Below are 24,055 nucleotides of genomic sequence, written 5' to 3' on the forward strand. Positions count from 1 at the left end.
ACCCTTGGCTGTTATGAGCACTCTTGAGCCCGAGCGCGGGGCAGGTACGGGGACCCTCGTAGAGCCGACACCGCAGGTGTCGCACGGCGACGGCGACCACGAGCGCTTCGCCCACTACGTCCAGAAGGACAAGATCATGGCGAGCGCGCTCGACGGCACCCCCGTCGTGGCGCTGTGCGGGAAGGTCTGGGTCCCGGGCCGCGACCCGAAGAAGTACCCGGTCTGCCCGATGTGCAAGGAGATCTTCGAGTCCATGGGCGCCGGTGGCGACAAGGACAAGGGCGGCAAGGACGGCGGCAAGAAGTAAGCAACCGCCGGCCGTGACGCCCGGCCGGCCACGGCCGGTTGCCGCCCCGTGAGCACAGCAGAGCCGAAGTGCCGCAGAGCCGCCGGGCGCAGCCGTCCGTCATGAGGCGGCGGCGCTCCGCGTCGGGTACGGGCCCGGGTCCCCTCGTGGACCGGGCCCGTCGGCATTCCCGTAGGAGCCCTGGCGGAAGCCCCGGCCGGGCCGGTAGCTGCTTCCCGGCCCGGTGAGGCGGTAGCCGCTTCCCGGCCCGGAGAGCACGCGACGGCCCTGGGCCGGGGCGCAACCGCCCGTGATCTTCCCTGAATTGTGCGCCCGGGTCACCGCCCCCGCCCGCCTCCGCCGGTCATCTCCGGCCCCCGCGCCACAGCACTGCTGTGCGCCATGTCCCTCCCCGGCATCACCGCGCAGTCCACCGTGCCCCCGCGCGGCCGGTCTTCCGTACCTTCGCGCCGAACCGGAACGAGCGGGGCGCGATCATGGCAGCATCGACCGTGACGACCATCCCCGTGCTGGTCTTCTTCGTGCTCCTCTTCGTACTCGTACAGGCCGACCGGTCCCGGGCCGGGCGGCGCGGTGAAGGACGGACGGCATGCCCGACACAGACCCCACCCCGACGGCACCGGGCGGCGGCCTGGTCCCGGCGCCCCTGAGCATCGACGGGCCCTACCGCAGCGCCGTCCGCCTGGGCGACGAGACCGCGTTGGCGGCCGCACCCGGCACCGAGGACACCGCGCGCTGGCTGCGCACCACCCTCGGCGCGGCCTTCGGCCTGCCGCTGCCGCCCGGCTCCGACGGGGCGACGGACACCCTTGCGCTCACCCTCGACCCGGCCCTCCCCGCGGAGGGCTACCGCCTGGAGGCCGTCACCGGCTGGGGCGTACGGATCACCGGCGGCAGCCCGGCGGGCGTCTTCTGGGGAGCGCAGACGCTGCGGCAGCTCCTCGGCCCGCACGCCTTCCGCCGGGCGCCGCTCGCCCCCGGGCGCGCGGCCGTCCTGCCGCAGCAGACCATCGAGGACGGCCCCCGCTTCGGCTGGCGCGGCATGCTGCTCGACGTCGCACGGCACTTCCTGCCCAAGGACGGTGTGCTGCGCTGCCTCGACCTGCTCGCCGCCCACAAGCTCAACGTCCTGCACCTCCACCTCACCGACGACCAGGGCTGGCGGATCGAGATCGCGCGCTACCCGAAGCTGACCGGGACCGGCGGCTGGCGGGAGCGCACCAAACTCGGTCACCGGGCCTCCCCCCTCTGGGACGAGCGCCCGCACGGCGGCTACTACACCCAGGACGACATCCGCGAGATCGTCGCCTATGCCGCCCAGCGGCATATCACCGTCGTGCCCGAGATCGACATCCCCGGACACTCGCAGGCCGCCATCGCCGCGTATCCGGAACTCGGCAACACCGACGTCATCGACACCACCTCCCTGAAGGTCTGGGACACCTGGGGCGTCAACCCCAACGTACTGGCACCCACCGACAACACCCTGCGGTTCTACGAGCAGGTGCTCGAGGAGGTCCTCGCGCTCTTCCCCTCGCCGTTCGTGCACATCGGGGGCGACGAGTGCCCCAAGGACCAGTGGAAGGCGTCCGCCACCGCCCAGGCGCGGATCGCCGAGCTGTCACTGGCCGGCGAGGACGAGCTCCAGAGCTGGTTCATCCGGCACTTCGACCGCTGGCTCGCCGACCGAGGCCGCCGCCTGATCGGCTGGGACGAAATCCTGGAAGGCGGACTGGCCGAGGGTGCCGCGGTCTCCTCCTGGCGCGGCTACGCCGGGGGTATCGCCGCCGCGAAATCCGGCCATGACGTCGTGATGTGCCCCGAACAGCAGGTGTACTTGGACCACCGTCAGCATCACTCCCCGGACGAGCCGGTGCCGATCGGCTTCGTACGGACCCTGGAGGACGTCTACCGCTTCGAGCCGGTACCACCGGAGCTGACCGCCGACCAGGCCGCACACGTCCTGGGCACCCAGGCCAATGCCTGGACCGAGGTCATGGACAGTCAGCAGCGCCTCGACTACCAGGTGTTTCCACGGCTTGCCGCGTTCGCCGAGGTCGCCTGGTCGCGGCTGCCCGCACCGGCCGACCGCGACTACCAGGACTTCACCCGGCGGATGGCCGTCCACTACGCCCGCCTCGACGCCCTCGGTGTCGACTACCGCCCGCCCGGCGGCCCCCTGCCCTGGCAGAAACGGCCCGGCGTGCTCGGACGCCCGATCGACGGGGCGCCCCCAAACGTGTGAGCCCCGGTGCAAGGAGGGCGCTCGCGCGGCCGGACCCTGGGACGGTGGTGCGGTACGGCGGTCCCCCCGCACCGCTGTGCCGCCGTACCGGCGTACCGGGCGGCATTGCCGTACCGACGGTGTGCGCGACGCCGGACTCCTCCACCGATGCGCCACACCGCAATTCCCGCACGGTCGGCGGCGGACGAAACCGGACCAGCGCCCTGTCCGGGGACGGATCGCCGGTTCGCGGACCCTCGCGCCGAGGGCCCGGGAAGATGTGCCAGAGTTGCCACGTCCGGGCTGGGAGCACGTACCGTACGGCGGAGCGGAACTGCCGGGACACCGGGGAAGGGGCAGCTGGCTTGACCACGCACGCACCGCACGCGTCGCACACGGTGACGTTGCCGGCCTCGCTCGACGAGGCGGTGGCGGCGCTCACGGCCATGCCTGCCGCCGTGCCCGTCGCAGGCGGCACCGATCTCATGGCGGCGGTCAACGCCGGACTCCTCAGACCCGCAGCCCTGGTGGGCCTCGGCCGGATCAGCGAGATCCGCGGCTGGCAGTACCTGGACGGCCATGCGCTGCTCGGCGCCGGCCTCACCCTCGCCCGTATGGGACGCCCCGACTTCGCCGCCCTGATCCCGGGCCTCGCCGCCGCCGCCCGCGCGGCCGGCCCGCCGCAGGTCCGCAACGCAGGCACCCTCGGCGGCAACATCGTGACCTCCGCGCCCACGGGCGACACCCTCCCGGTGCTCGCCGCCCTCGAAGCCACGGTGATCATCGCCGGACCCGGGGGCGGCCGCCGCGAGATCCCGGTCAGCCATCTCCTGGCCGGCCGGGAGATGCTGAACCCCGGCGAGCTCGTCGGTTTCGTACGGGTGCCGCTGCTGCACGCCCCGCAGACCTTCCTCAAGGCCACCGGCCGTACCGGCCCCGGCCGGGCCGCCGCCTCCGTGGCGCTCGTCCTGGACCCGGCCAGGCGCGGCGTGCGCTGCGCGGTGGGCGCGGTCGCCGCCATGCCGCTGCGCCCCCTGGAGGCCGAACAGTGGGTGGCCTCGCTCATCGACTGGGACGGCGAACGCGGCCTGGTGCCCGAGGCGCTGACGGCCTTCGGTGACTATGTCGCCGCCGCCTGCATCCCGGACCCGGCGCCGCCCGAGGACGGTTCGGAACCGGCCACCCTGCCGCCGGCCGCACTGCATCTGCGCCGTACGGTGGCAGCCCTGGCCCGCCGCGCACTTGGGAGGGCGCTCTCGTGAGCGACGACAACCGTCATCCGTACCAGCCGCACCCCGATCAGGGCTGGCAGCCGCTGCCGCAGGGCGGCGAGTACGAGTCGGAGGCGACGGCCTTCGTACAGCTCCCGGAGGGGTTCACCACCGGGGTCTACGGAGGCGGTTCGCCCCGGTACGGCACCCCGGGCACCGAGCCGCTCGCCGCACCCGGCCACGGCTACACCCCGCCGGCCTCCTTCACCCCGCACGACCCCACGCCGTCGGCTGCGGACGCGGGTCCCGATCCGGCGGCCACGGGCCAGTGGACGATGCCCTTCGCGGACCACTCGGCCGGTTACGCCGACCCGCCCGCCGGATACCCGGCCCAGGCGGAGCACGCGGCCCACCACGGCCCGTCCACGGGCTACCACGGCGACGCTCCCGAGGGAGCCCGGTCGTGGCACGGCGACCCGGTGGACTGGCCCGTCGCGGGCAGCCAGGAGGCGGGTGGCACCGGCACCTGGTCGGTCCCCGCGGCGGCGGACGACGGCCTGGAGGAATCCGGCGAATACCTGCTCGGCGACGACGGACTGACGGGGTATACGGGACGTACGGGCGACCATCCGGGCCACCCCGGGCACTCGGGGCATCCCGGCCACTCCGGCGATCCCGGACATCCGGGCTTCGCGGGCCCGGGGGGCGCCGCCGGTTACCAGGGCGGGTACCCGGGCGCCGGTGCGTACGACGGCGCCGGGGGCGCGGCGGACGGCGGCGAGGCCGCCCGGACCGGGCACTGGAACTTCAGCGCCGGGCTGGACGCCACGGGCGGGCCGGAGACGCACCCCGCGGCGCCGCATGATGCCTCGCACGGCGGGGCGGTGCACGATCCCTTCGCTCACGCGCGCGACCCGTATGCCCACGACGCGCACGATGCGCACGAGAGCGGCCTGCCGGACCACGGCGCCGAGCCGGACGGTGAACTGCCCGGCGACGGCGGCCCGTCGGGCGGCGACCCGTACGGGACGGGCGCGGGCGGCCTGAACGGCGCCGCCGGCGCGGCGACCGGACACTGGTCGCTGCCGGCCGACGCACTGGCCCAGTGGCCGCCGGCCGCGGAGACGGCGCAGCCGCCGCACGACGGGGCGCCGCAGCATCACGGGGCGCCGCAGCACCACGAGGGTGCGGAGCGGGCCGGCGGGACGGCGGACGCGCCCGGTGCCGGCGGGTGGACGATCCCGGGGGCCGAGGGCGAACAGCAGGAGGATCCGGGCGAGTTCGCGCTCACCGACGCGCACGGGCCCGTTGCGCCTGGGCCGTCCTCCGCGCCCGTTTCATCCGCCTCGTCCGCCTCGTCCGCCTCGTCCGCCTCGTCTGCCGGGCCGGGTGCCGGCGGCCTTGCGGACGCCTTTCCGGAGCGATCGAAGCGCGGCGAGCACCCCGAGTCCGGTCGGCCCACCGGCCCCGACGGCCTCGCGGGTCCGGCGGGTACCGGGCACGTCGGCGAGGGTGCCGGGCCGAACGAGGGCGCCGGGACGGGCGAGAGTGCCGGGACGGGCGAGAGTGCCGACGGATCCCGTCGTGCCGACATCACCGGCCGGGCGGAGTCCGCCGAGGGTGCCGGACCCACCGGTAACGGGGGCCCCGCCGACGCCGAGGGCTCCGCAGAACTTGTCGACGCCGCATCGGCATCCGCATCTGCTTCCGCCTCCGCCTCCGTTGCGGACCTTGCGGACGACCCCGGCATCGACACCCACGACGAACGCCCCGCCGCCTCCTACGTCCTGCGGGTGAACGGCATCGACCGCCCGGTCACCGACGCCTGGATCGGTGAGTCGCTGCTCTATGTGCTGCGCGAGCGGCTCGGCCTGGCCGGTGCCAAGGACGGCTGTTCGCAGGGCGAGTGCGGAGCCTGCTCCGTCCAGGTGGACGGGCGGCTGGTGGCGTCCTGCCTGGTGCCCGCGGCCACCACGGCGGGCAGTGAGGTCCGTACGGTCGAGGGGCTCGCGGAGAACGGTGTGCCCTCCGACGTGCAGTGCGCGCTCGCCGCCTCCGGCGCGGTGCAGTGCGGCTTCTGCGTACCGGGGATGGCAATGACCGTCCACGACCTGCTGGAGGGCAACCACGCCCCCAGCGAGCTGGAGACCCGTAAGGCGCTGTGCGGCAACCTCTGCCGCTGCTCCGGCTACCGGGGCGTGCTGGACGCCGTCGACGAGGTCGTCAAGGCCCGCGCGGCCGCCGCGGAGGCCGCGGAGGCCGCCTACGCCCCGGCGGACGACGCCGAGGGGGCGGCGCCGCCGGACACCGCCCGTATCCCCCACCAGGCGGGCCCCTCCGACCCCACGGGCCGCGCCCCGCACGACCAGGATCCGCACACGGGAGGCTCCGCATGAGTGGCACGTCCGATGGCGCAGGTGCCGTCACCGCGACCCCTGCGGCGGGCGTCCAGATCCCCGACGAGCAGCCGGCGCACGGCCTGGGCGTCTCCCTGCCGCCCGCCGACGCGTCGGCCAAGACGGAAGGCACCTTCCCGTACGCCGCCGACCTGTGGGCCGAGGGGCTGCTGTGGGCCGCGGTGCTGCGCTCACCGCACCCGCGTGCGCGGATCCTGTCCCTCGACACCAAGCACGCCGCGGAGATGCCGGGCGTCCGGGTCGTCGTCACGCACGAGGACGTCCCCGGTGACGCGGGGCACGGCCGGGGCACCGCCGACCGCCCGGTCTTCGCCAAGGACGAGGTCCGCCACCACGGCGAGCCGATCGCCGCGGTGGCCGCCGACCACCCCGACACGGCGCGGCTGGCCGCTGCCGCCATCGCCGTCGAGTACGAGATCCAGGAAGCGGTCACCGACCCCCAACTGGCCTTCGAGGCGGAGCCGTTGCACCCGGACGGCAACCTCATCCGGCACATCCCGCTCCGCTTCGGTGACCCCGATGTCGTGGGCGAGGTGATGGTCGAGGGGCTGTACCGGATCGGCCGCCAGGACCCGGCGCCCATCGGGGCCGAGGCCGGGCTCGCGGTGCCGCGCCCCGATGGCGGCGTGGAGATCTACACCGCCTCCACGGACCCGCACACCGACCGTGATCTGGCCGCCGCCTCCTTCGGCCTCGAACCGGAGCAGGTCAAGGTCGTGGTGACCGGCGTGCCCGGCGCCACCGCCGACCGCGAGGACCCCGGCATCCAGCTGCCGCTCGGCCTGCTGGCGCTGCGTACGGGCTGCCCCGTCAAGCTCGCCGCCACCCGCGAGGAGTCCTTCCTCTCGCACGCCCACCGCCACCCCACGCTGCTGCGCTACCGCCACCACGCGGACGCCGACGGCCAGTTGCTCAAGGTGGAGGCCCAGATCCTGATGGACGCCGGCGCCTACGCCGACACCTCCGCCGATGCGCTCGCCGCCGCCGTCTCCTTCTCCTGCGGCCCGTACGTCGTCCCGCACGCCGTCGTCGACGGCTGGGCGGTGCGCACCAACAACCCGCCGTCCGGCCATGTGCGCGGCGAGGGCGCGATGCAGGTCTGCGCCGCCTACGAGGGCCAGATGGACAAGCTGGCCGCCCGGCTGGGCCTGGAGCCCGCCGAGATCCGGCTGCGCAATGTCATGGCCACCGGCGATCTGCTGCCCACGGGGCAGACCGTGACCTGCCCGGCCCCGGTCGCCGAACTCCTGCACGCCGTCAAGGAAGCGCCGCTTCCCGAGCTGCCCAAGGATGCGCCCGAAGCGGAGTGGCTGCTGCCGGGCGGGCCCGAGGGTGCGGGCGAGCCGGGCGCGGTGCGCCGCGGTGTCGGCTATGCGCTGGGCATGGTGCACATGCTCGGCGCGGAGGGCACCGACGAGGTCTCCACCGCGACCGTCAAGGTCAGCGGCTCGGTCGCCACCGTCATCTGTGCCGCCGTCGAGACCGGATCCGGGTTCTCCACGCTGGCGCGGCAGATCGTGCAGGAGACGCTCGGGGTCGAAGACGTGCAGGTCGCGGGCGTCGACACCGACCAGCCGCCGGCCGGTCCGGCCTGCCACGGGCGGCACACCTGGGTCTCCGGTGGCGCCGTCGAGCGCGCCGCCAAGATGGTCCGTACACAGCTGTTGCAGCCGCTGGCCCACAAGTTCGGGATGTCCACCGAGCTGCTCCAGATCAACGACGGCAAGATCACGTCATACGACGGGGTGCTCAGCACCACGGTCGCCGAGGCGCTGGACGGCAAGGAACTGTGGGCCACCGCCCAGTGCCGTCCGCACCCGACCGAGCCGCTGGACGAGGGCGGCCAGGGGGATGCGTTCGTGGGTCTCGCCTTCTGCGCGATCCGCTGCGTCGCCGATGTCGACATCGAGCTGGGCACCATCCGGGTCGTGGAGATGACCGTCGCCCAGGACGTGGGCCGGGTGCTCAACCCCCGCCAGCTGCGGGCCCGTATCGAGGCCGGGGTCACCCAGGGCCTGGGCGCCGCCCTGATGGAGAACCTGCGCACCACCCGCGGGCAGGTCCGCCACCCCGACCTGACCGGCTATGCGCTGCCGACCGCCCTCGACGCTCCGGACATCCGCATCGTCAAACTCGTCGAGGAACGGGACGTGATCGCCCCCTTCGGCGCCAAGCCCGCCAGTGCGGTCCCGGTCGTCACCTCACCGGCCGCCGTGGCCTCCGCGGTCCGCGCCGCCACCGGCCGCCCCATCGGCCGCCTCCCGATCCGCCCGCAGGCGGCGGTGGCGCAGGCGGTGCAGCAGTAGGAGGTAGGAGGGGTTGGGGGCGGGCCGGCGCGGAGCGGGCCGGGACCGGGCCGGGTCGGGCCGATCCGGGGCTGAAGGTTCGTGACCGCAGTGCGCGGCCGCAGTTGGCGGCCTCGCGGGAGCGCTCGCAGGTCGGGCAGGCTCTCACTCCTCTGCGTTCTGCCGCGCGTGCACCAGTCCGGCAACGAGGTGCGCCCGCTCGGCCATGGCGCCGGTCACCAGATACTCGTGGTCGGCGTGGGCGCCGCCCCCGACTGCTCCAAGGCCGTCGAGGGTGGGCACCCCCAGCGCGGCCGTGAAGTTGCCGTCGCTTCCGCCGCCGACTGCCGTGCCTTCGAGGCCGGGTAGCAGTCGCCGTGCCACCGCAAAGAGTTCTGCCGACGCCGACTCGGGCATCGGGGGCCGGCTGACGGCTCCCTGAACCGCGATCTCCGCCTCGTCGAGATGCGGAGCCAGTGCCGCGAACGCAGCTTCGATGCGGTCCTTCTCGTCGGCCGACTCGACCCGGACGTCGACGATGACGGTCGCCGCTGCGGGAACGACGTTGTCCAGGGTCCCCGCCGACGCGACGGTCGGGGTGACGGTCGTGCCGAGGTCGGGCCGGCCGAGCGCTGCGATGTCCAGTACCTGGTGCGAGGCTTCGATCAGGGCGTTGACCCCGGCTGCGGGCTCAAGGCCCGCGTGCGACGCCCGGCCCGTGACGGAGACCTGGAACGTGCCGCAGCCTTTACGGCCGGTCTTCAGGCCTCCGCCGTCAGCGGCACCCTCGCACACCAGCACCGCGCCGCAGGCACGGGCGCGTTCTTCGATGAGGGCCCGGGAGGAGCGGGAGCCGACCTCTTCGTCGGCGGTCACCAGGATCTCGACGCCCGACCGGTCGTCGAGCGTCGCCAGGCCGTGAATGGCCTGCACCAGACCGCCCAGCATGTCGAAGACCCCGGGTCCGGTTGCCTGCCCGTCTTCGACCTTGAACGGGCGGCGTTCAAGGGTGCCGAGCGGAAACACCGTGTCGTGGTGACCGAGGATCAGCACTCGGGGATCGCCCCCGGCCGACCAGTGGACGTGCGGCCCGGCGTCGCTCGCGATGAGGTGGGCCTGCCCGCCGAGGCGGCTCTCGATGACGGCGGCGACGGCTTCGGCCGAGGCCGTCAAGGCGTGGAGATCGCGCGAGGGAGACTCGATTTCGACGAGTGTCCTGAGATCCTCAAGCATCGCGTCAACACTTACGTCTACGCCCTTGTGCATCGTCACGCCGCAAGGGTACGCGGTGCGCTGCCCGCCACTCGTGCACCGCCGGACGCCAACTCCGGATTCCAGGCGCTCATTTCGGCCTCTTTCCCTCCGTGCTTTGCGCGCGGAAGGCGGTTGGTGTGCGGGGTGAAAGCGGTGAGGGAGGCCCTCCGTTGGGAGGGCCTCCCTACCTGTAGCCCCCTGCAAGGGCAGTGGAGGCCGTGGCGGGAATCGAACCCACGTAACTCGCTTTGCAGGCGAGTCCCTAAACCACTCGGGCACACGGCCGGGATGCTGTGCTGATCCCGACTGTAGGCCGCCGAGTGGGGTGTCCGGCAAGAGGGCGGGGCGGGGTGCCATGGAGCTGTCATACGGGGCAACACGGGGCAACATGCCGTTCATGAAGCGGGCCTGTGCCGTCGGGGCGGGGCTCCGGCGGGGGCCCGTTCCTCAAGCCGCCCCTCAAGCCGCCCCTCACGCCGTGTGCAGGAACTCCTCCACGGTCGGTCCGAAGGCCTCCGGTGCGTCCACCCATGGGTAGTGGCCCACCTCGTGCAGCTGTCGCACCCGTGCGTCCGGGAACGACGCGGCCACCAGCTCGCCCGCCCGCATACCGGTCACCGCGTCCCGGTCACCGGTCACCACCAGCACCGGGCAGGTCACCTCCCGCAGCCCGGCCGCCAGTGCCGTCCGCAGCTGCTCGTCCACGCCCTGCCAGAACCCGGCCCGTGGTACCGGCCCCAACTGCTCGCCCTCCGTGGCGGCATGGGCCCGCTGCGGCTCGTCCCACCGTCCGTAGGCGAGCGGCGCCGCGGCGAACAGCAGCTCCCGTACCTCGCTCAGATCGGAGGCGTCGGCCAGCTGCTGTACGGCCGCCGAAGCCTGCGGCCACCACTCCTCGTGCGCCCGCGACGCGAAGATCTCCTGTGCGTCGTCGGGAAGTTCGCCCTGTAGACGGGAGCCGGGGCAGACCAGCACCAGGCGGCTCAGCCGTTGCGGATGCCCCGCGGCGTACGCCTGCGCGATCGCGGCACCCGCGTCGTGCGCGAGCAGCGCGAACCGCTCCAGGCCCAGGTGCTCGCGGAGCGCTTCGACATCCTCGGAGAGCTGCGGGAAGGCGTAGCGGGACGGGTCGGCGGCGGACGGGGAGTCGCCGGTGCCGCGGCTGTCCGGGATGATCAGCTGCCGGTGTGCGGCCATCCCGCCGAGGTCGCCCAGGTACGCGGCGTCCCGCCCGGGTCCGCCGGCCAGGCACACCAGGGGCGGCAGCGGCGAGTCGGCCGGTCCGAGGACGCGGTAGTGGAGCTCGGCATCGTCGTATGTACGGAAGTGCGGCATACGGACAGCTTGCCCGACGCGCGGCCAGGGGAACTCGCGGCAACGACGGTGAAGGGGCTCGCGGCGTGGGAGGCGAAGGGGCCGGCGGCGCCGGAGGCGAGGGGAATCGCGCCGGCCACCGCGAGGGCTCGCCGCTCCCCCCGCGACGTAGGACCGACGACCGACCCGATCCCCGTCTCCCGACAGGGGCACAGCCGCCATACGGCCCTTACGCTGGCCCGATGACCGCTGACCGCCCCCGCGGCGCCGACGCCGACCCCGACCCCGACCCCCACCCCGGCACCGGGACCGAGCCCCACACCGCCCCCGCCCCTGACTCCGCCACAGCCACCACAGCCGCCACGACCAGCGGCACCGTCGCCACCACCCACCCGACCCACTCCGCGCCCCACGGCGACGCGCACAGTGGCGCCGGGATCCTCGGCCGGGAGCACCGCGCGCTCACCTTCGGGATCATCTCCGTCGTCTCGGTCGTCGCCTTCGAGGCGAGTGCCGTGAGCACCGCGATGCCCGTCGCCGCCCGCGCCCTGGACGGCATCGGTCTGTACGCCTTCGCCTTCTCCGCCTTCTTCACGGCGAGCCTGTTCGCGATGGCGCTCTCGGGGGAGTGGAGCGACCGGCGCGGCCCGCTCGGACCGCTGTTCGGCGGGATCGCCGCGTTCGGGGTGGGGCTGCTGGCGGCGGGCGGTGCCCCGAGCATGGGGATGTTCATCGCGGGCCGCGGGGTGCAGGGCATCGGCGGCGGGCTGGTCGTGGTCTCGCTGTATGTGGTCGTCGGCCGTGCCTATCCCGAGCGGCTGCGCCCGTCGGTCATGGCCTCGTTCTCGGCGGCCTGGGTGGTGCCGGTGATCGTCGGTCCGCTGGTCGCGGGGGCCGTCACCGAACAGCTCGGCTGGCGCTGGGTGTTCCTCGCCATCCCCGTCCTGATACTGCTGCCGCTCGCGGTGATGCTGCCCGCGCTGCGCAAGCTGCCCCGTACGCCGCCCGGCCCGCGCGGCGGCGCGCGGCAGGTGCTGGGCAACCGGCGCTGTCTGCTCGCGCTGGCCGTCGCCGTGGGTGCCTGCCTGATTCAGTACGCGGGCCAGCATCCGACCTGGTTCGCGCTGCTGCCCGCGGCCGCCGGACTGGCCCTGCTGGTACCGGGCATCGTGCGGCTGCTGCCCCGCGGCACGTTCCGGGCGGCGCGCGGTCTGCCGAGTGTGGTGCTGATGCGTGGTCTGGCCGCGGGCGCGCTGGTCGCCGCCGAGAGCTTCATCCCGCTGATGCTGGTGACCCAGCGCGGACTGTCCGCCACCCTCGCCGGCCTCTCTCTCACCGGCGGCGGACTGACCTGGGCGCTCGGTGCGTACGTCCAGAGCAGGCCGCGGATGGAGCCGTACCGGGAGCGGCTGATGGGCCTGGGGATGGTCCTCCTGGCGGCGGCCATCGTGACGGTGCCGCTGGTCCTGCTCGACGGCGTGCCGGCCGCGGTCGTCGCGGCGGGCTGGACGGTCGGGGGGTTCGGCATGGGCCTGAACATCTCCAGTGGCGGTGTCCTGCTGCTGAAGCTGTCCCGGCCGCAGGAGGCGGGCAGCAACTCCGCGTCCCTCCAGATGTCGGACGCGCTGGGGAATGTCACCTTCGTCGGCCTCAGCGGTGTGCTGTTCGTGGCGTTCGGCGGTGGCTCGATCGCCGTGGACGGGCCCGCGGCCACCGCCGGCGCCGGTTCGGTGAGCCATCCGGCGGCCTTCGCGGCCGTGTTCGCGGCGATGGCGGTGGTGGCGCTGGCCGGCGCCGGTGTAACAACCCGGTTGCGGCCGGAGCGGGGCTGAGGGAGCCGCGCCGACGGCCGCGGCACCGCCCCCACCACGGCAACCACCGGTATCCAGGGCCGGATGGCGATTGTGACCTCGGTCCCACCCCGGGGTGACCCGGCCTTGTAACCCCGGAGCGTGAACCGGCGCACGGGTAGGCTGACGCGGTTGCCGATCGCCGAGTTCAGCCGACGGAGACCGTGACTACCACCACCAGCGCCACCAATAGCCATCACCTGTCCCCAGCCTTCCCGGGACGGGCCCCTTGGGGTACCGCGAACAAGCTGCGTGCCTGGCAGCAGGCGGCCATGGACCGCTACCTCCAGACCCAGCCGAGAGACTTCCTCGCCGTCGCGACGCCCGGAGCCGGCAAGACGACGTTCGCGCTCACGCTCGCCTCGTGGCTGCTGCACCACCACGTCGTGCAGCAGGTGACGGTCGTCGCACCGACCGAGCATCTGAAGAAGCAGTGGGCGGAGGCGGCGGCCCGGATAGGGATCAAGCTCGACCCGGAGTACAGCGCGGGGCCGTTGGGCCGCGAGTACCACGGCGTCGCGATCACCTATGCCGGCGTGGGCGTACGGCCCATGCTGCACCGCAACCGGATCGAGCAGCGCAAGACGCTGGTCATCCTCGACGAGATCCACCACGCCGGTGACTCGAAGTCATGGGGCGAGGCGTGCCTGGAGGCGTTCGAACCCGCCACCCGGCGGCTCACGCTGACCGGTACGCCTTTCCGGTCCGACACCAACCCGATTCCGTTCGTGACGTACGAGGAGGGCAACGACGGCATCCGGCGCTCCTCCGCCGACTACACCTACGGATATGGGAACGCGCTGGGCGACGGCGTCGTCCGGCCGGTCATCTTCCTCTCCTACAGCGGCAATATGCGCTGGCGGACGAAGGCGGGCGACGAGATCGCGGCCCGGCTCGGCGAGCCGATGACCAAGGACGCGGTCTCGCAGGCGTGGCGTACCGCGCTGGATCCGCGCGGCGAGTGGATGCCGAATGTGCTGCGCGCCGCCGACCAGCGGCTGAGCGAGGTCCGTAAGTCCATCCCCGACGCCGGGGCGCTGGTGATCGCCTCCGACCAGGAACAGGCGCGGGCGTACGCCAAGCTGATCCGGGAGATCACCGGCGAGGGCGCCACCCTCGTCCTGTCCGACGACTCCGGCGCCTCCCAGCGCATCGACGACTTCGCGTACTCCCAGGACCGCTGGATGGTCGCGGTCCGGATGGTGTCCGAGGGGGTGGACGTGCCGCGGCTGGCGGTCGGGGTGTACGCCACCACGATCTCGACGCCGCTGTTCTTCGCGCAGGCCGTCGGGCGCTTCGTGCGGTCCCGCAAGCGCGGCGAGACCGCCTCCGTCTTCCTGCCCACCGTCCCGATGCTCCTCGGCTTCGCCAACGAGATGGAGGTCGAGCGCGACCACGTCCTCGACAAGCCGAAGAAGGACGGGGAGGAGGACCCGTACGCCGAATCCGAGAAGGAGATGGAGGAGGCGAACAAGGAGCAGGACGAGGACACCGGCGAGCAGGAGCAGTTCTCCTTCGAGGCGCTGGAGTCGGAGGCGGTCTTCGACCGGGTGCTCTACGACGGTGCCGAGTTCGGGATGCAGGCCCACGCGGGCAGCGAGGAGGAGCAGGACTACCTCGGCATCCCCGGACTGCTGGAGCCCGACCAGGTGCAGATGCTGCTCCAGAAGCGGCAGGCGCGGCAGATCGCCCACAGCAAGAAGCGGCCGGACGCGGAGGCGGATCTGCTGGAGCTGCCGGCCGAGCGGCGTCCCGTGGTCACGCACAAGGAGCTGCTGGAGCTCAGGAAGCAGCTGAACACGCTGGTGGGGGCGTATGTCCACCAGAGCGGGAAGCCGCACGGTGTGATCCACACCGAGCTGCGGCGGGTGTGCGGCGGGCCGCCGAGCGCGGAGGCCACCGCCGGGCAGCTGGGTGAGCGGATCAAGAAGGTACGGGAGTGGGCCACGCGGATGAAGTGAATCCGCCTGTGGCCCGTGGGGGCGGTGTGCCGGTTGCGGCGCGCCGCCCCTTGCTCGTTCGTTCCCCTCGTTCGCTCGCCTCGTTCGTTCCTCTCGTTCGTTCCCTCCCCCCGCTCGTTCTCGCCCCGCTCGTTTTCTCCCCTCTCCCGCGACGGGGCGAAGCGGAGTCGCGTATTCCCATAACGCCCGGATGGCGCTGTAGCCCAACCTGAAACACAACGGGCCGTTGTGAGCGGACCTACAGGGATATTCCGGGCGGGAAAGCCCGGATTCTGGACGGACTCTTCCGCTCACCGGACTGGCTCGCTACTGTCCCGCTCACGCACACGCCCCGTGGCAGCGCCGCCGCGGAGCGCAGCCGGTGCCATGCGGCCGGCGGCCTCTAGCGCGCGCTGCTCCGGGACACTCGCAGCGCGTCGCGTCCGAGTGCCGCCACTCACCCAGGAGGCGTCGTGACCGCAGAGACCTCCCAGACCCTCGACCGAGGGCTGCGCGTCCTCAAACTGCTTGCCGACACCGACCACGGGCTGACCGTCACCGAGCTCTCCAACAAGCTCGGCGTCAACCGCACCGTGGTCTACCGTCTGCTGGCCACGCTGGAGCAGCACGCTCTGGTGCGCCGCGACATAGGCGGCCGGGCCCGGGTCGGTCTGGGCGTGCTGCGCCTGGGCCGTCAGGTGCATCCGCTGGTCAGAGAGGCCGCGCTGCCCGCGCTGCGGTCGCTCGCCGAGGACGTGGGGGCCACCGCGCACCTCACCCTCGTCGACGGTACGGAAGCGCTGGCCGTCGCCGTGGTGGAGCCGACCTGGACCGATTACCACGTGGCCTACCGGGCGGGGTTCCGTCATCCGCTGGACCGGGGCGCCGCCGGGCGGGCGATCCTCAAGGCCCGGCAGGGCCGCACCCAGGACGCCGGACTCGCCCTGACGCACGGGGAGTTGGAGGCCGGCGCGAGCGGTGCGGCGGCGCCGCTGCTCGGGGTGAGCGGTATCGAGGGGAGCGTGGGCGTGGTGATGCTCGCGGACACCGTCTCCGAGCGGATCGGACCGCGGGTGGTGGACGCGGCCCGGGAGGTGTCGGAGGCGCTGCGCTGAGGCCGTGGGTGCGGCCGGGGTCACGGGGTGTGAAGGGGCGGTGGCCGTGTCGTGAGGCCACAGCGCCTTGAGGCTCTGTTGGAGCGGGTGTCAATTAGGGTGGCGGAGTGTCCTCACGCACCCGCGCCCTGGCTTTCTGCGCCGCCCTCGTTCTCGCCCTCCTCCTCGCCGCGGCGTTCGCCCCGCTGCCGTATTCGGTCGCCTATCCGGGCATGACGGCGAACGTCCTCGGCAAGGACAAGGGCAAGCCGGTGATCACCATCACCGGCGCCGGGACCCGTAAGACGAGCGGGCAGCTGCGGATGACCTCGATCGTCGCCACCGGCCCGGACGCCTCGGTCCATCTGCCGGACATCCTCAAGGGGTGGCTGAGCACGGATGAGGCCGTGATGCCGCGGGAGGCGGTCTACCCGGTGGGCGAGAACACCGAGGAGATCGCCGAGCACAACGCGAAGCAGATGGAGGAGTCCCAGGACACCGCCACCAGCGCCGCGCTCGGGCAGCTCGGCAAGTCCGCCAAGGACATCAAGGTGAAGCTGAGCCTCGCGGACGTGGGCGGACCGAGCGCCGGGCTGATGTTCGCCCTCGGCATCGTCGACAAGCTGGACGGCGACGGTGCGGGCCACGACCTGACCGGTGGGCGCACCATCGCCGGTACGGGGACCATCACCGCCGGTGGCAAGGTCGGCGCGGTGGGCGGGGTCCCGCTGAAGACCCAGGCCGCGCACCGGGACGGCGCCTCGGTCTTCCTGGTCCCGCGCAAGGAGTGCACGGACGCGCGGGCGGAGCTGCCGAAGGGGATGCGGCTGGTGCCGGTCACGACGCTCGACGGTGCGGTGGACGCCCTGAAGGCCCTGCGGACCGGGGGCAAGGTTCCGCACTGCTGAGCGGCGCCGCCGCTCGCGTCCCACCGCTCCTGCGTCCGCCGCTCCCGCCTGCGCCGCGCTGCCCGTGCCTCACCCCTCCTTGATGAACCCCTCCCGGATCAGCCAGTTCTTGGCGACCTCGTGCGGGTCCTCGCCGTCCACGTCGACCTTGCGGTTCAGCTCCTGGGCGACGGTGTTGTTGAGGGCCTTGGTGACCGGGGCCAGGACCGGGGCGATGGCCGGGTACTTCTTCAGGGCCTCGGCGTTGATCTCGGGCGCGACGTTGTAGTTGGGGAAGAAGTGCTTGTCGTCGGCCAGGACGTGCAGATGCATCGCCTTGATCCGCCCGTCGGTGGTGAAGACCTCTCCGAACGCACAGGTGCCCTTCTGCGTCTCGGTGTAGACGACACCGCCGGTCATCTTGCGGACATTGGCCGACGGCACCTGCATGCCGTATGCCCGCGCCATGCCCGGCAGACCGTCGTTGCGGGTGGCGAACTCGTTCTCCACACACATCGTCACGGCGCTCGGCTTCTTGTGGGACAGCGCCGCGACGTCCGAGAGGTCGCGCACCCCCAGCTTCTTCCAGTTCGCGGAGTTCAGCGCCAGCGCGTAGGTGTTGTTCAGCGTCGAGGCCGGCAGCCAGACGATGCCGTTCTTCCGGTCCTCGTCGCGGACCGCCTGCCACTGCTTCTGCGGATCGACGATCGGCTTGGTGTGGCCGAGGTAGGTGATCCAGCCGGTGCCGGTGTACTCGTACGCGGCGTCCGCCGTACCGGACTTGACGGCCTCGCGTGCGCCGATCGAGCCCTGGATGCTGGTCTTGTCGATGACCTTGGCGCCTGCCGCCTCGAAGACGATGCCCATCATCTGGCCGAGGACGATCTGCTCGGTGAACTCCTTCGAGGTCACGGTCAGCTGCGCCCCGGTGAGCGGCCGGCCCGGGTAGCCGGCCTTCGGCCCCGGCCGCACGTTGTCGGTCATCGCGCTGCCGCTGACCAGGCCGCATCCGCCGAGCACGGCGGTGGCGAGCAGGGCGGTGGCGAGCAGGACTGCCCGGCGCCTTCCGGGGCGGCGCGGGCCCTGGCGCGGATGGTCCCTCATGTCGTCGCCTCCAGTCCGCGCGGCCGCAGCAGCAGTTCGGCCAGCGACGCCAGCCATTCGACCAGCAGGGCGAGCGCCACGGTGAGCACCGAACCGAGGATCAGTACGGGCATGCGCTGGGTGACGATGCCCGCCGAGATCAGGTCGCCGAGGCCGCCGCCCCCGCCGAAGGTGGCCAGGGTCGCGGTGCCGACGTTCAGTACCAGCGCGGTGCGGACGCCGGCCAGGATCAGCGGTACGGCCAGCGGGAGTTCCACCTTGGTCAGCACAAGGGTGGGGGACATGCCGATGCCGCGGGCGGCCTCGGTCAGCGTCGGGTCGATGCCGCGCAGCCCGGCGATGGTGTTGGCGAGGACCGGCAGCACGGCGTAGATGACCATGCCGACGATCGCCGAACGGGCCCCGATGCCCAGCCAGATGACCAGCAGGATCAGCAGACCCAGGGCCGGGATGGCCTGTCCGAGGTTGGCGAAGGCCATGGCGACCGGGGTGGCCCGGCGCAGCTTGGAGCGGGTCAGCGCGATGCCCAGCGGGATCGCGATGATCAGTACGAAGAAGGTGGAGATCACGGTGAGCTGGATGTGCTGCCGCAGCGCAATCCACACCTTGCCGTTGTCCACCGCCTGGTGGGCGATGGAGTCCAGACGGGCACCGCGGAACCACAGCCAGGTGGCGAGCAGCGCGGCCACCAGAAAGACCGGCATGAAGGTCCACTTCTGCCAGCTGATCCGGCGCCGGCCCGGGACGGCGGGCGCGGTGGGCGCCTCACCGGCCGCCCGTTCCCGCTCCTGCATCTCGACGTCGTCGCGGAAGGCGAAGGCCTCGTGGTCGCTCGGCGGGCGCTCACTGTCCCGCGGACTGTTCCCGTCGCGGGGGCTCATGCCTCCAGGCCCTCCTGTTCCAGGTGCGTCTGGCGGGCGCGCTGTTCCTGGAGCTGGTGCTGGTGCTCCAGGGCTTCCATCCGGTCCGCCTCCAGCAGTTCTTGGACGTTGTTCATCAGCGTCTCCATGTCGACCACGCCGATGTACTCGCCGCGGCGCCCGGTGACCGCGACCCGGCCCGCGCTGTCGGTGAGCACCGCCTCCAGTGCGTCGCGCAGCGTCGCATCCCGGGTCACGGTGTGCTGGACCGGCGTCCCGGCCCGCGCAAGCGACTCCTTGGCGAGGGCCAGATCGCTGCGGCGCAGCCACTTGTACGGGCGGCGGTTGGGGTCCAGCAGCAGCAGTTCGTTGTGGGAGCCGGCGCGCACCCGGTCGAAGATGGACTCCAGCGGGTCATCGGTCGCGGCGGTGGGGAAGTCGACCACGCCGACGTCCCGTACGCGGGTCAGGTTCAGCCGTTTGAGTGCCGCTCCCGCACCGACGAAGCCGGAGACGAAGTCGTCGGAAGGGTTGGTGAGGATGGCCTCGGGGGTGTCGAACTGGGCGATGTGCGAGCGCTCGCGGAGCACCGCGATACGGTCGCCGATCTTGATGGCCTCGTCGAAGTCGTGGGTGACGAAGCAGATGGTCTTGTGCAGCTCGTGCTGGAGCCGGATCAGCTCGTCCTGGAGGTGGTCGCGGGTGATCGGGTCGACGGCGCCGAACGGCTCGTCCATCAGCAGGACGGGCGGGTCTGCGGCGAGGGCGCGGGCCACGCCGACGCGCTGCTGCTGACCGCCGGAGAGCTGACGGGGATAGCGGCCGTGGAATTCGCCGGGGTCCAGGCCGACCAGGTCGAGCATCTCCTCGACCCGGTTCTTGATCTTCGACTGGGACCAGCCGATCATCTTCGGGACCAGTGCAATGTTCTGGGCGACCGTCATGTGCGGGAAGAGGCCGGAGGACTGGATGGCGTAGCCGATCGTGCGGCGCAGCTTGACCGGGTCCATGTCGGTGACGTCCTCGTCGCCGATCCGGATCCGCCCGGAGCTCGGCTCGATCAGCCGGTTGATCATCTTCAGGGTGGTGGACTTACCGCAGCCCGAGGGCCCCACGAGGATCACGATCTCGCCGGCCTTGATCTCCATGTTGACGCTGTCCACCGCGGGGACGGGGTTCCCCTGATAGATCTTCGTCAGGTTCTCCAGCTGGATGCTGGCGCCGGAGGCGGCGGCGGTCTCGGGCGTCTCAGGCACGGATCCCCCTGGAGATGGTCAGGCGTCCGATCAGGACGTATGCGGCGTCGAAGAGAAGAGCGAGGATGGCGATCCCGACGGTGCCGGAGAGCACCTGGTTGAGGGAGTTGGCGCTGCCCAGCGAGGCGATCCCGCGGAAGATCTCGTTGCCCAGGCCGGGGCCGGAGGCGAAGGCGGCGATGGCGGCGATGCCCATGAGCATCTGGGTGGCGACCCGGATGCCGGTGAGGATGGGCGGCCAGGCCAGCGGCAGTTCGACGCGGAAGAGCCGGGCGGTGCGGGACATCCCGATGCCGTTGGCCGCATCGACCAGGTCCGGGTCCACCCCGCGCAGCCCGACGATGGCATTACGGACCACCGGCAGCAGCCCGTACAGGGTCAGCGCGATCACCGTCGGGGGGACGCCCAGGCCGACGATCGGGATCAGCAGACCGATCAGGGCCAGGGAGGGGATGGTCAGGATGGTGGCGGTCGAGGTGGTGGCGAGGTTGCCCGCCCATTCGCTGCGGTAGGTCACCACGGCGATGAAGACCCCCAGCAGGGTGGCGAGCACCATGCACTGAAAGACGGCGCTGGCGTGCTGATATGTGTCCGTCAGCAGCTGTGCGTGCCGGGTGCCGACGTACTCCCAGAAGCTCACTCGGTCTCCTCGGTCAGTCTCCCGATGCCTGTTTCACCAGCGGGACGATCCGCAACGGAACCGGATTTTCCATGACGATTGCCGTTGATGCCCGCACGATCCCATCAAAGCCCACAACCCGGTCGATCACCCGCTGTAGATCGGCGTTGGACCGGGCGACAAGCCTGCACAGCATGTCCCCATGTCCCGTCGTTGTATGCAGCTCCAACACCTCGGGAACGGTCGTCAAGTGGGCGCGCACGTCATTGCCTTGCCCCTGTTTGATCTCAAGTGTGGCGAAAGCGGTCACGGGATAGCCGAGCGCCGCCGGGTCCACATCCGGTCCGAATCCCCGGATCACTCCATTCGACTGAAGCCGGTCGAGCCTGGCCTGGACCGTCCCGCGGGCCACCCCCAGCCGCCGGGACGCCTCCAGGACGCCGATCCGCGGCTCCTCGGCGAGCAGCTCCAGCAGTGCTCCGTCCAAATGATCGATCGCCATCGCTCGCACCGTCCCTTTTGATGGTCATCATGTACAGATAGCTCGGCGGCTGCGCCTTTTCGCTATGCATAATGCCCAGAAAATCCGCGAACTATTGCGCACCTTGTGGATCGGAGGGACTCTGCGACCATGGCAGACACCACGATGCACACCCAGCCCACCCACCCCGGCGCGACCCGGCAGGCGGACCCCTTCCCGGTCAAGGGGATGGACGCGGTCGTCTTCGCCGTCGGGAATGCCAAGCAGGCCGCGCACTATTACTCGACCGCCTTCGGTATGCAGCGCGTCGCCTACTCCGGTCCGGAGAACGGCAGCCGCGAGACCGCGAGCTATGTGCTCGAATCCGGCGGCGCCCGGTTCGTGTTCACCTCGGTCATCAAGCCCAGCACCGAGTGGGGCCACTTCCTCGCCGACCATGTCGCGGCCCACGGAGACGGTGTCATCGACCTCGCCCTCGAGGTCCCGGACGCCCGCGCCGCCTACGAGCACGCCGTCGCCCACGGTGCCACCGGCCTGGAGAAGCCCTACGAGCTCACCGACGAGCACGGCACTCTCGTCCTGGCGGCCATCGCCACGTACGGCAAGACCCGGCACACCCTCGTCGAGCGCTCCGGTTACCACGGCCCCTACCTGCCCGGCTTCGTCGCCGCCGAGCCGCTGGTGGAGACCGGCCCGCGGCGCTTCCAGGCCATCGACCACTGCGTCGGCAACGTCGAACTCGGCAAGATGAACGAGTGGGTGGCCTTCTACAACAAGGTCATGGGCTTCACCAACATGAAGGAGTTCGTGGGCGACGACATCGCCACCGAATACAGCGCGCTGATGTCGAAGGTCGTCGCCGACGGCACGCTCAAGGTGAAGTTCCCGATCAACGAGCCCGCGATCGCGAAGAAGAAGTCGCAGATCGACGAGTACCTGGAGTTCTACGGCGGCCCCGGCGTCCAGCACATCGCGCTGGCCACCAACGACATCGTCGCCAGTGTCCGGGCGATGCGCGCCGCCGGTGTGGAGTTCCTGAACACCCCCGACTCCTACTACGACACCCTCGGTGAGTGGGCCGGCGAGACCCGGGTGCCCGTGGAGACGCTCCGCGAGCTGAAGATCCTGGTCGACCGCGACGAGGACGGCTATCTGCTCCAGATCTTCACCAAGCCGGTCCAGGACCGGCCGACCGTGTTCTTCGAAATGATCGAGCGGCACGGCTCCATGGGCTTCGGCAAGGGCAACTTCAAGGCCCTCTTCGAGGCGATCGAGCGGGAGCAGGAGCGCCGCGGCAACCTCTGACCGCGGACGGCGCTGCGCGCCGACCGGACCCGCGGGCCGTACACGATCTTCCGTGTACGGCCCACGGATGCGAGGCTGAGGGTATGGACCTCATCGCACGGCTGCGCGCCGGACTCCCGGGTGAAGCGATCCTCACCGACCCCGACGTCACCGGCTCCTACGCCCATGACATGGCGAGCTTCTGCGAGGCCGGGACACCCGCCGTGGTCGTCCTGCCGCGCACCGTCGAAGAGGTCCAGCACATCATGCGGACGGCCACGGAACTGAGGGTTCCGGTCGTCCCCCAGGGCGCGCGCACGGGCCTGTCGGGTGCCGCCAACGCCTCCGACGGCTGCATCGTGCTCTCCCTGGTCAAGATGGACCGGATCATCGAGATCAACCCCGTCGACCGGATCGCGGTCGTCGAACCCGGCGTCATCAACGCCGTCCTCTCCCGCGCGGTGAACGAACACGGCCTCTACTACCCGCCCGACCCCTCCAGTTGGGAGGAGTGCTCGATCGGCGGGAACATCGGCACCGCCTCCGGCGGCCTGTGCTGCGTCAAATACGGCGTCACCGCCGAGTACGTCCTCGGCCTGGACGTCGTCCTCGCCGACGGGCGGCTGCTGACGACCGGCCGGCGTACCGCCAAGGGCGTCGCGGGCTACGACCTCACCTGGCTGTTCGTCGGCTCCGAGGGCAGCCTGGGCATCGTCGTACGAGCCGTCCTCGCCCTCAGGCCGGAGCCGCCCGGCCGGCTCGCGCTGGCCGCCGAGTTCCCCTCCACGGCGGCCGCCTGCCAGGCCGTCTGCGAGATCATGGCCCGCGGCCACGCCCCCTCGCTGCTGGAGCTGATGGACCGTACGAGCATCCGCGCCGTCAACGACATGGCGCAGATGGGCCTCCCGGACAGCACCGAGGCGCTGCTGCTGGCCGCCTTCGACACCCCCGAGCCGGCCGCCGACCTCGCCGCCGTCGGGAAGCTGTGCACCGCGGCGGGCGCCACCGAGGTCGTGCCCGCCGAGACCGCCGCCGAGTCCGATCTGCTGCTCCAGGCCCGCAGGCTGACCCTGACCGCGCTGGAACGGGTCAAATCCGCCACCATGATCGACGACGTCTGCGTCCCGCGCTCCCGGCTCGCCGAGATGCTCGACGGCACCGCCGCCATCGCCGAGAAGTACGGCCTGACCATCGGCGTCTGCGCGCACGCAGGCGACGGCAACACCCACCCCACCGTCTGCTTCGACGCCGCCGACCCCGACGAGTCCCGCCGGGCCCGCGAGTCCTTCGACGACATCATGGCGCTCGGCCTGCACCTGGGCGGCACCATCACCGGTGAGCACGGCGTCGGCGTCCTGAAGAAGGAGTGGCTGGCGCGCGAACTGGGACCGGTGGGCGTGGAGTTGCAGCGCGGCATCAAGGACGTCTTCGATCCGCTGGGGATTCTCAATCCCGGAAAGCTGTTCTGAAGCACGGGCCCCGGGGCTTTTCCTTGCCGCACGGTCGGGCATGTACGCGCGGGCATTTTACTCGTCGTGGCGAGCATGCGCAGAAAGGGGAATTTCCCGCCGGGGTTCCGACGTGGTTCCGGCGTGGTTCTGGCGTGGATCCGACGTGGATCCGGCGTGGTTCCGACGTGGATCCGGCGTGGCGAGAGCGGACCTTTCC

At 71.9% G+C, this 24,055-nt stretch carries 18 protein-coding genes, 1 tRNA gene and 1 pseudogene; 12 read left to right on the top strand and 8 right to left on the bottom strand.

All coding sequences use genetic code 11. The annotated features are described in order from the left end of the window. Nucleotides 1-13 precede the first annotated feature (13 nt). From IF67_RS39300 to IF67_RS0118075, 6 genes and pseudogenes are all read left to right on the top strand, one after another. Entirely contained in the window at nt 14-307 is a 294-nt protein-coding gene (locus IF67_RS39300) for a DUF3039 domain-containing protein (protein ID WP_026169910.1), read from the top strand. Between the two features lie 399 nt (nt 308-706). Beyond that, nucleotides 707-889 (top strand): annotated as a pseudogene (locus tag IF67_RS44980) (carbohydrate ABC transporter permease); the annotation flags it as partial. Between the two features lie 7 nt (nt 890-896). Beyond that, on the top strand, nt 897-2,552 hold the full coding sequence (locus IF67_RS0118060; protein ID WP_030986843.1) for a beta-N-acetylhexosaminidase: 1,656 nt from the start codon (nt 897-899) through the stop codon (nt 2,550-2,552). Nucleotides 2,553-2,896: 344 nt separating this feature from the next. Beyond that, complete coding sequence (locus tag IF67_RS0118065) at nt 2,897-3,793, top strand: FAD binding domain-containing protein (RefSeq protein WP_030986844.1); 897 nt, start codon at nt 2,897-2,899, stop codon at nt 3,791-3,793. Next, nucleotides 3,790-6,138 (top strand): (2Fe-2S)-binding protein, encoded by a 2,349-nt coding sequence (locus IF67_RS0118070; protein ID WP_030986845.1) that lies wholly within the window; start codon nt 3,790-3,792, stop codon nt 6,136-6,138. The genes IF67_RS0118065 and IF67_RS0118070 overlap by 4 nt, the downstream gene beginning before the upstream one ends. After that, entirely contained in the window at nt 6,135-8,465 is a 2,331-nt protein-coding gene (locus IF67_RS0118075) for a xanthine dehydrogenase family protein molybdopterin-binding subunit (RefSeq protein ID WP_030986846.1), read from the top strand. Before IF67_RS0118070 ends, IF67_RS0118075 begins: the two co-directional genes overlap by 4 nt. Nucleotides 8,466-8,609: 144 nt before the next feature. Here IF67_RS0118075 and IF67_RS0118080 read toward each other — a convergent pair whose 3' ends face one another. The 3 genes from IF67_RS0118080 to IF67_RS0118090 form a co-directional block, all read right to left on the bottom strand. Beyond that, the gene (locus IF67_RS0118080; RefSeq protein WP_030986847.1) at nt 8,610-9,710 is read right to left on the bottom strand and encodes a M20 family metallopeptidase; all 1,101 of its coding nucleotides are present in this window, start codon (nt 9,708-9,710) and stop codon (nt 8,610-8,612) included. Between the two features lie 198 nt (nt 9,711-9,908). Continuing rightward, nucleotides 9,909-9,983: transfer RNA gene (locus IF67_RS0118085), tRNA-Cys, on the bottom strand. A 186-nt stretch (nt 9,984-10,169) separates the two neighbouring features. Further along, a complete protein-coding gene (locus IF67_RS0118090; RefSeq protein WP_030986848.1) occupies nt 10,170-11,033 on the bottom strand; it encodes an alpha/beta fold hydrolase in 864 nt (287 codons plus the stop codon). Between the two features lie 221 nt (nt 11,034-11,254). On the opposite strand from IF67_RS0118090, the gene IF67_RS0118095 reads away from it, so the two are divergent. The 4 genes from IF67_RS0118095 (at nt 11,255) to IF67_RS0118110 (ending at nt 16,804) form a co-directional block, all read left to right on the top strand. After that, nucleotides 11,255-12,844: an MFS transporter gene (locus IF67_RS0118095; RefSeq protein ID WP_234341178.1), complete on the top strand. Its 1,590-nt coding sequence runs from the start codon at nt 11,255-11,257 to the stop codon at nt 12,842-12,844. 182 nt (nt 12,845-13,026) lie between these two features. Next, nucleotides 13,027-14,823, top strand: coding sequence for a DEAD/DEAH box helicase (locus IF67_RS0118100; RefSeq protein WP_030986852.1), 1,797 nt, complete (start codon nt 13,027-13,029; stop codon nt 14,821-14,823). A gap of 452 nt (nt 14,824-15,275) precedes the next feature. Continuing rightward, nucleotides 15,276-15,917, top strand: coding sequence for an IclR family transcriptional regulator (locus tag IF67_RS0118105; protein WP_030077437.1), 642 nt, complete (start codon nt 15,276-15,278; stop codon nt 15,915-15,917). Between the two features lie 107 nt (nt 15,918-16,024). Next, nucleotides 16,025-16,804, top strand: a complete 780-nt coding sequence (locus IF67_RS0118110) for a S16 family serine protease (protein ID WP_030986854.1) — start codon at nt 16,025-16,027, stop codon at nt 16,802-16,804. 69 nt (nt 16,805-16,873) lie between these two features. Here the strand turns inward: IF67_RS0118110 and IF67_RS0118115 are convergent, their stop codons facing one another. Genes IF67_RS0118115 through IF67_RS0118135 form a run of 5 tightly spaced genes read right to left on the bottom strand, consistent with a single transcriptional unit; the run spans nt 16,874 to nt 21,124 of the window. Then, nucleotides 16,874-17,887 (bottom strand): glycine betaine ABC transporter substrate-binding protein, encoded by a 1,014-nt coding sequence (locus IF67_RS0118115; protein WP_030986856.1) that lies wholly within the window; start codon nt 17,885-17,887, stop codon nt 16,874-16,876. Continuing rightward, nucleotides 17,884-18,768, bottom strand: a complete 885-nt coding sequence (locus IF67_RS0118120; protein ID WP_030986858.1) for an ABC transporter permease — start codon at nt 18,766-18,768, stop codon at nt 17,884-17,886. The genes IF67_RS0118115 and IF67_RS0118120 overlap by 4 nt, the downstream gene beginning before the upstream one ends. Next, entirely contained in the window at nt 18,765-20,003 is a 1,239-nt protein-coding gene (locus IF67_RS0118125; protein ID WP_030986860.1) for an ABC transporter ATP-binding protein, read from the bottom strand. The genes IF67_RS0118120 and IF67_RS0118125 overlap by 4 nt, the downstream gene beginning before the upstream one ends. After that, nucleotides 19,996-20,643, bottom strand: coding sequence for an ABC transporter permease (locus IF67_RS0118130; RefSeq protein WP_030986862.1), 648 nt, complete (start codon nt 20,641-20,643; stop codon nt 19,996-19,998). Before IF67_RS0118130 ends, IF67_RS0118125 begins: the two co-directional genes overlap by 8 nt. 13 nt (nt 20,644-20,656) lie before the next feature. Next, complete coding sequence (locus IF67_RS0118135) at nt 20,657-21,124, bottom strand: Lrp/AsnC family transcriptional regulator (protein ID WP_030986863.1); 468 nt, start codon at nt 21,122-21,124, stop codon at nt 20,657-20,659. A 129-nt stretch (nt 21,125-21,253) separates the two neighbouring features. On the opposite strand from IF67_RS0118135, the gene hppD reads away from it, so the two are divergent. Continuing rightward, nucleotides 21,254-22,408, top strand: coding sequence for a 4-hydroxyphenylpyruvate dioxygenase (hppD, locus tag IF67_RS0118140; protein ID WP_030986865.1), 1,155 nt, complete (start codon nt 21,254-21,256; stop codon nt 22,406-22,408). A gap of 83 nt (nt 22,409-22,491) precedes the next feature. Next, nucleotides 22,492-23,856 carry an FAD-binding oxidoreductase gene (locus tag IF67_RS0118145; protein ID WP_030986867.1) on the top strand — a complete coding sequence of 455 codons (1,365 nt, stop codon included), beginning with the start codon at nt 22,492-22,494 and terminating at the stop codon, nt 23,854-23,856. Nucleotides 23,857-24,055 lie beyond the last annotated feature (199 nt).

The sequence above is a fragment of the Streptomyces sp. NRRL S-1813 genome (assembly GCF_000719605.1).
GTDB lineage: Bacteria > Actinomycetota > Actinomycetes > Streptomycetales > Streptomycetaceae > Streptomyces > Streptomyces decoyicus.

What these genes read in the sequence shown, in the direction of transcription:
- IF67_RS39300 (WP_026169910.1), top strand. Translation starts at nt 14, where the DNA reads ATGAGCACTCTTGAGCCCGAGCGCGGGGCAGGTACGGGGACCCTCGTA.
- IF67_RS0118060 (WP_030986843.1), top strand. Translation starts at nt 897, where the DNA reads ATGCCCGACACAGACCCCACCCCGACGGCACCGGGCGGCGGCCTGGTC.
- IF67_RS0118075 (WP_030986846.1), top strand. Translation starts at nt 6,135, where the DNA reads ATGAGTGGCACGTCCGATGGCGCAGGTGCCGTCACCGCGACCCCTGCG.
- IF67_RS0118080 (WP_030986847.1), bottom strand. Translation starts at nt 9,710, where the DNA reads ATGCACAAGGGCGTAGACGTAAGTGTTGACGCGATGCTTGAGGATCTC.
- IF67_RS0118090 (WP_030986848.1), bottom strand. Translation starts at nt 11,033, where the DNA reads ATGCCGCACTTCCGTACATACGACGATGCCGAGCTCCACTACCGCGTC.
- IF67_RS0118095 (WP_234341178.1), top strand. Translation starts at nt 11,255, where the DNA reads ATGACCGCTGACCGCCCCCGCGGCGCCGACGCCGACCCCGACCCCGAC.
- IF67_RS0118115 (WP_030986856.1), bottom strand. Translation starts at nt 17,887, where the DNA reads ATGAGGGACCATCCGCGCCAGGGCCCGCGCCGCCCCGGAAGGCGCCGG.
- IF67_RS0118120 (WP_030986858.1), bottom strand. Translation starts at nt 18,768, where the DNA reads ATGAGCCCCCGCGACGGGAACAGTCCGCGGGACAGTGAGCGCCCGCCG.
- IF67_RS0118135 (WP_030986863.1), bottom strand. Translation starts at nt 21,124, where the DNA reads ATGGCGATCGATCATTTGGACGGAGCACTGCTGGAGCTGCTCGCCGAG.
- hppD (WP_030986865.1), top strand. Translation starts at nt 21,254, where the DNA reads ATGGCAGACACCACGATGCACACCCAGCCCACCCACCCCGGCGCGACC.
- IF67_RS0118145 (WP_030986867.1), top strand. Translation starts at nt 22,492, where the DNA reads ATGGACCTCATCGCACGGCTGCGCGCCGGACTCCCGGGTGAAGCGATC.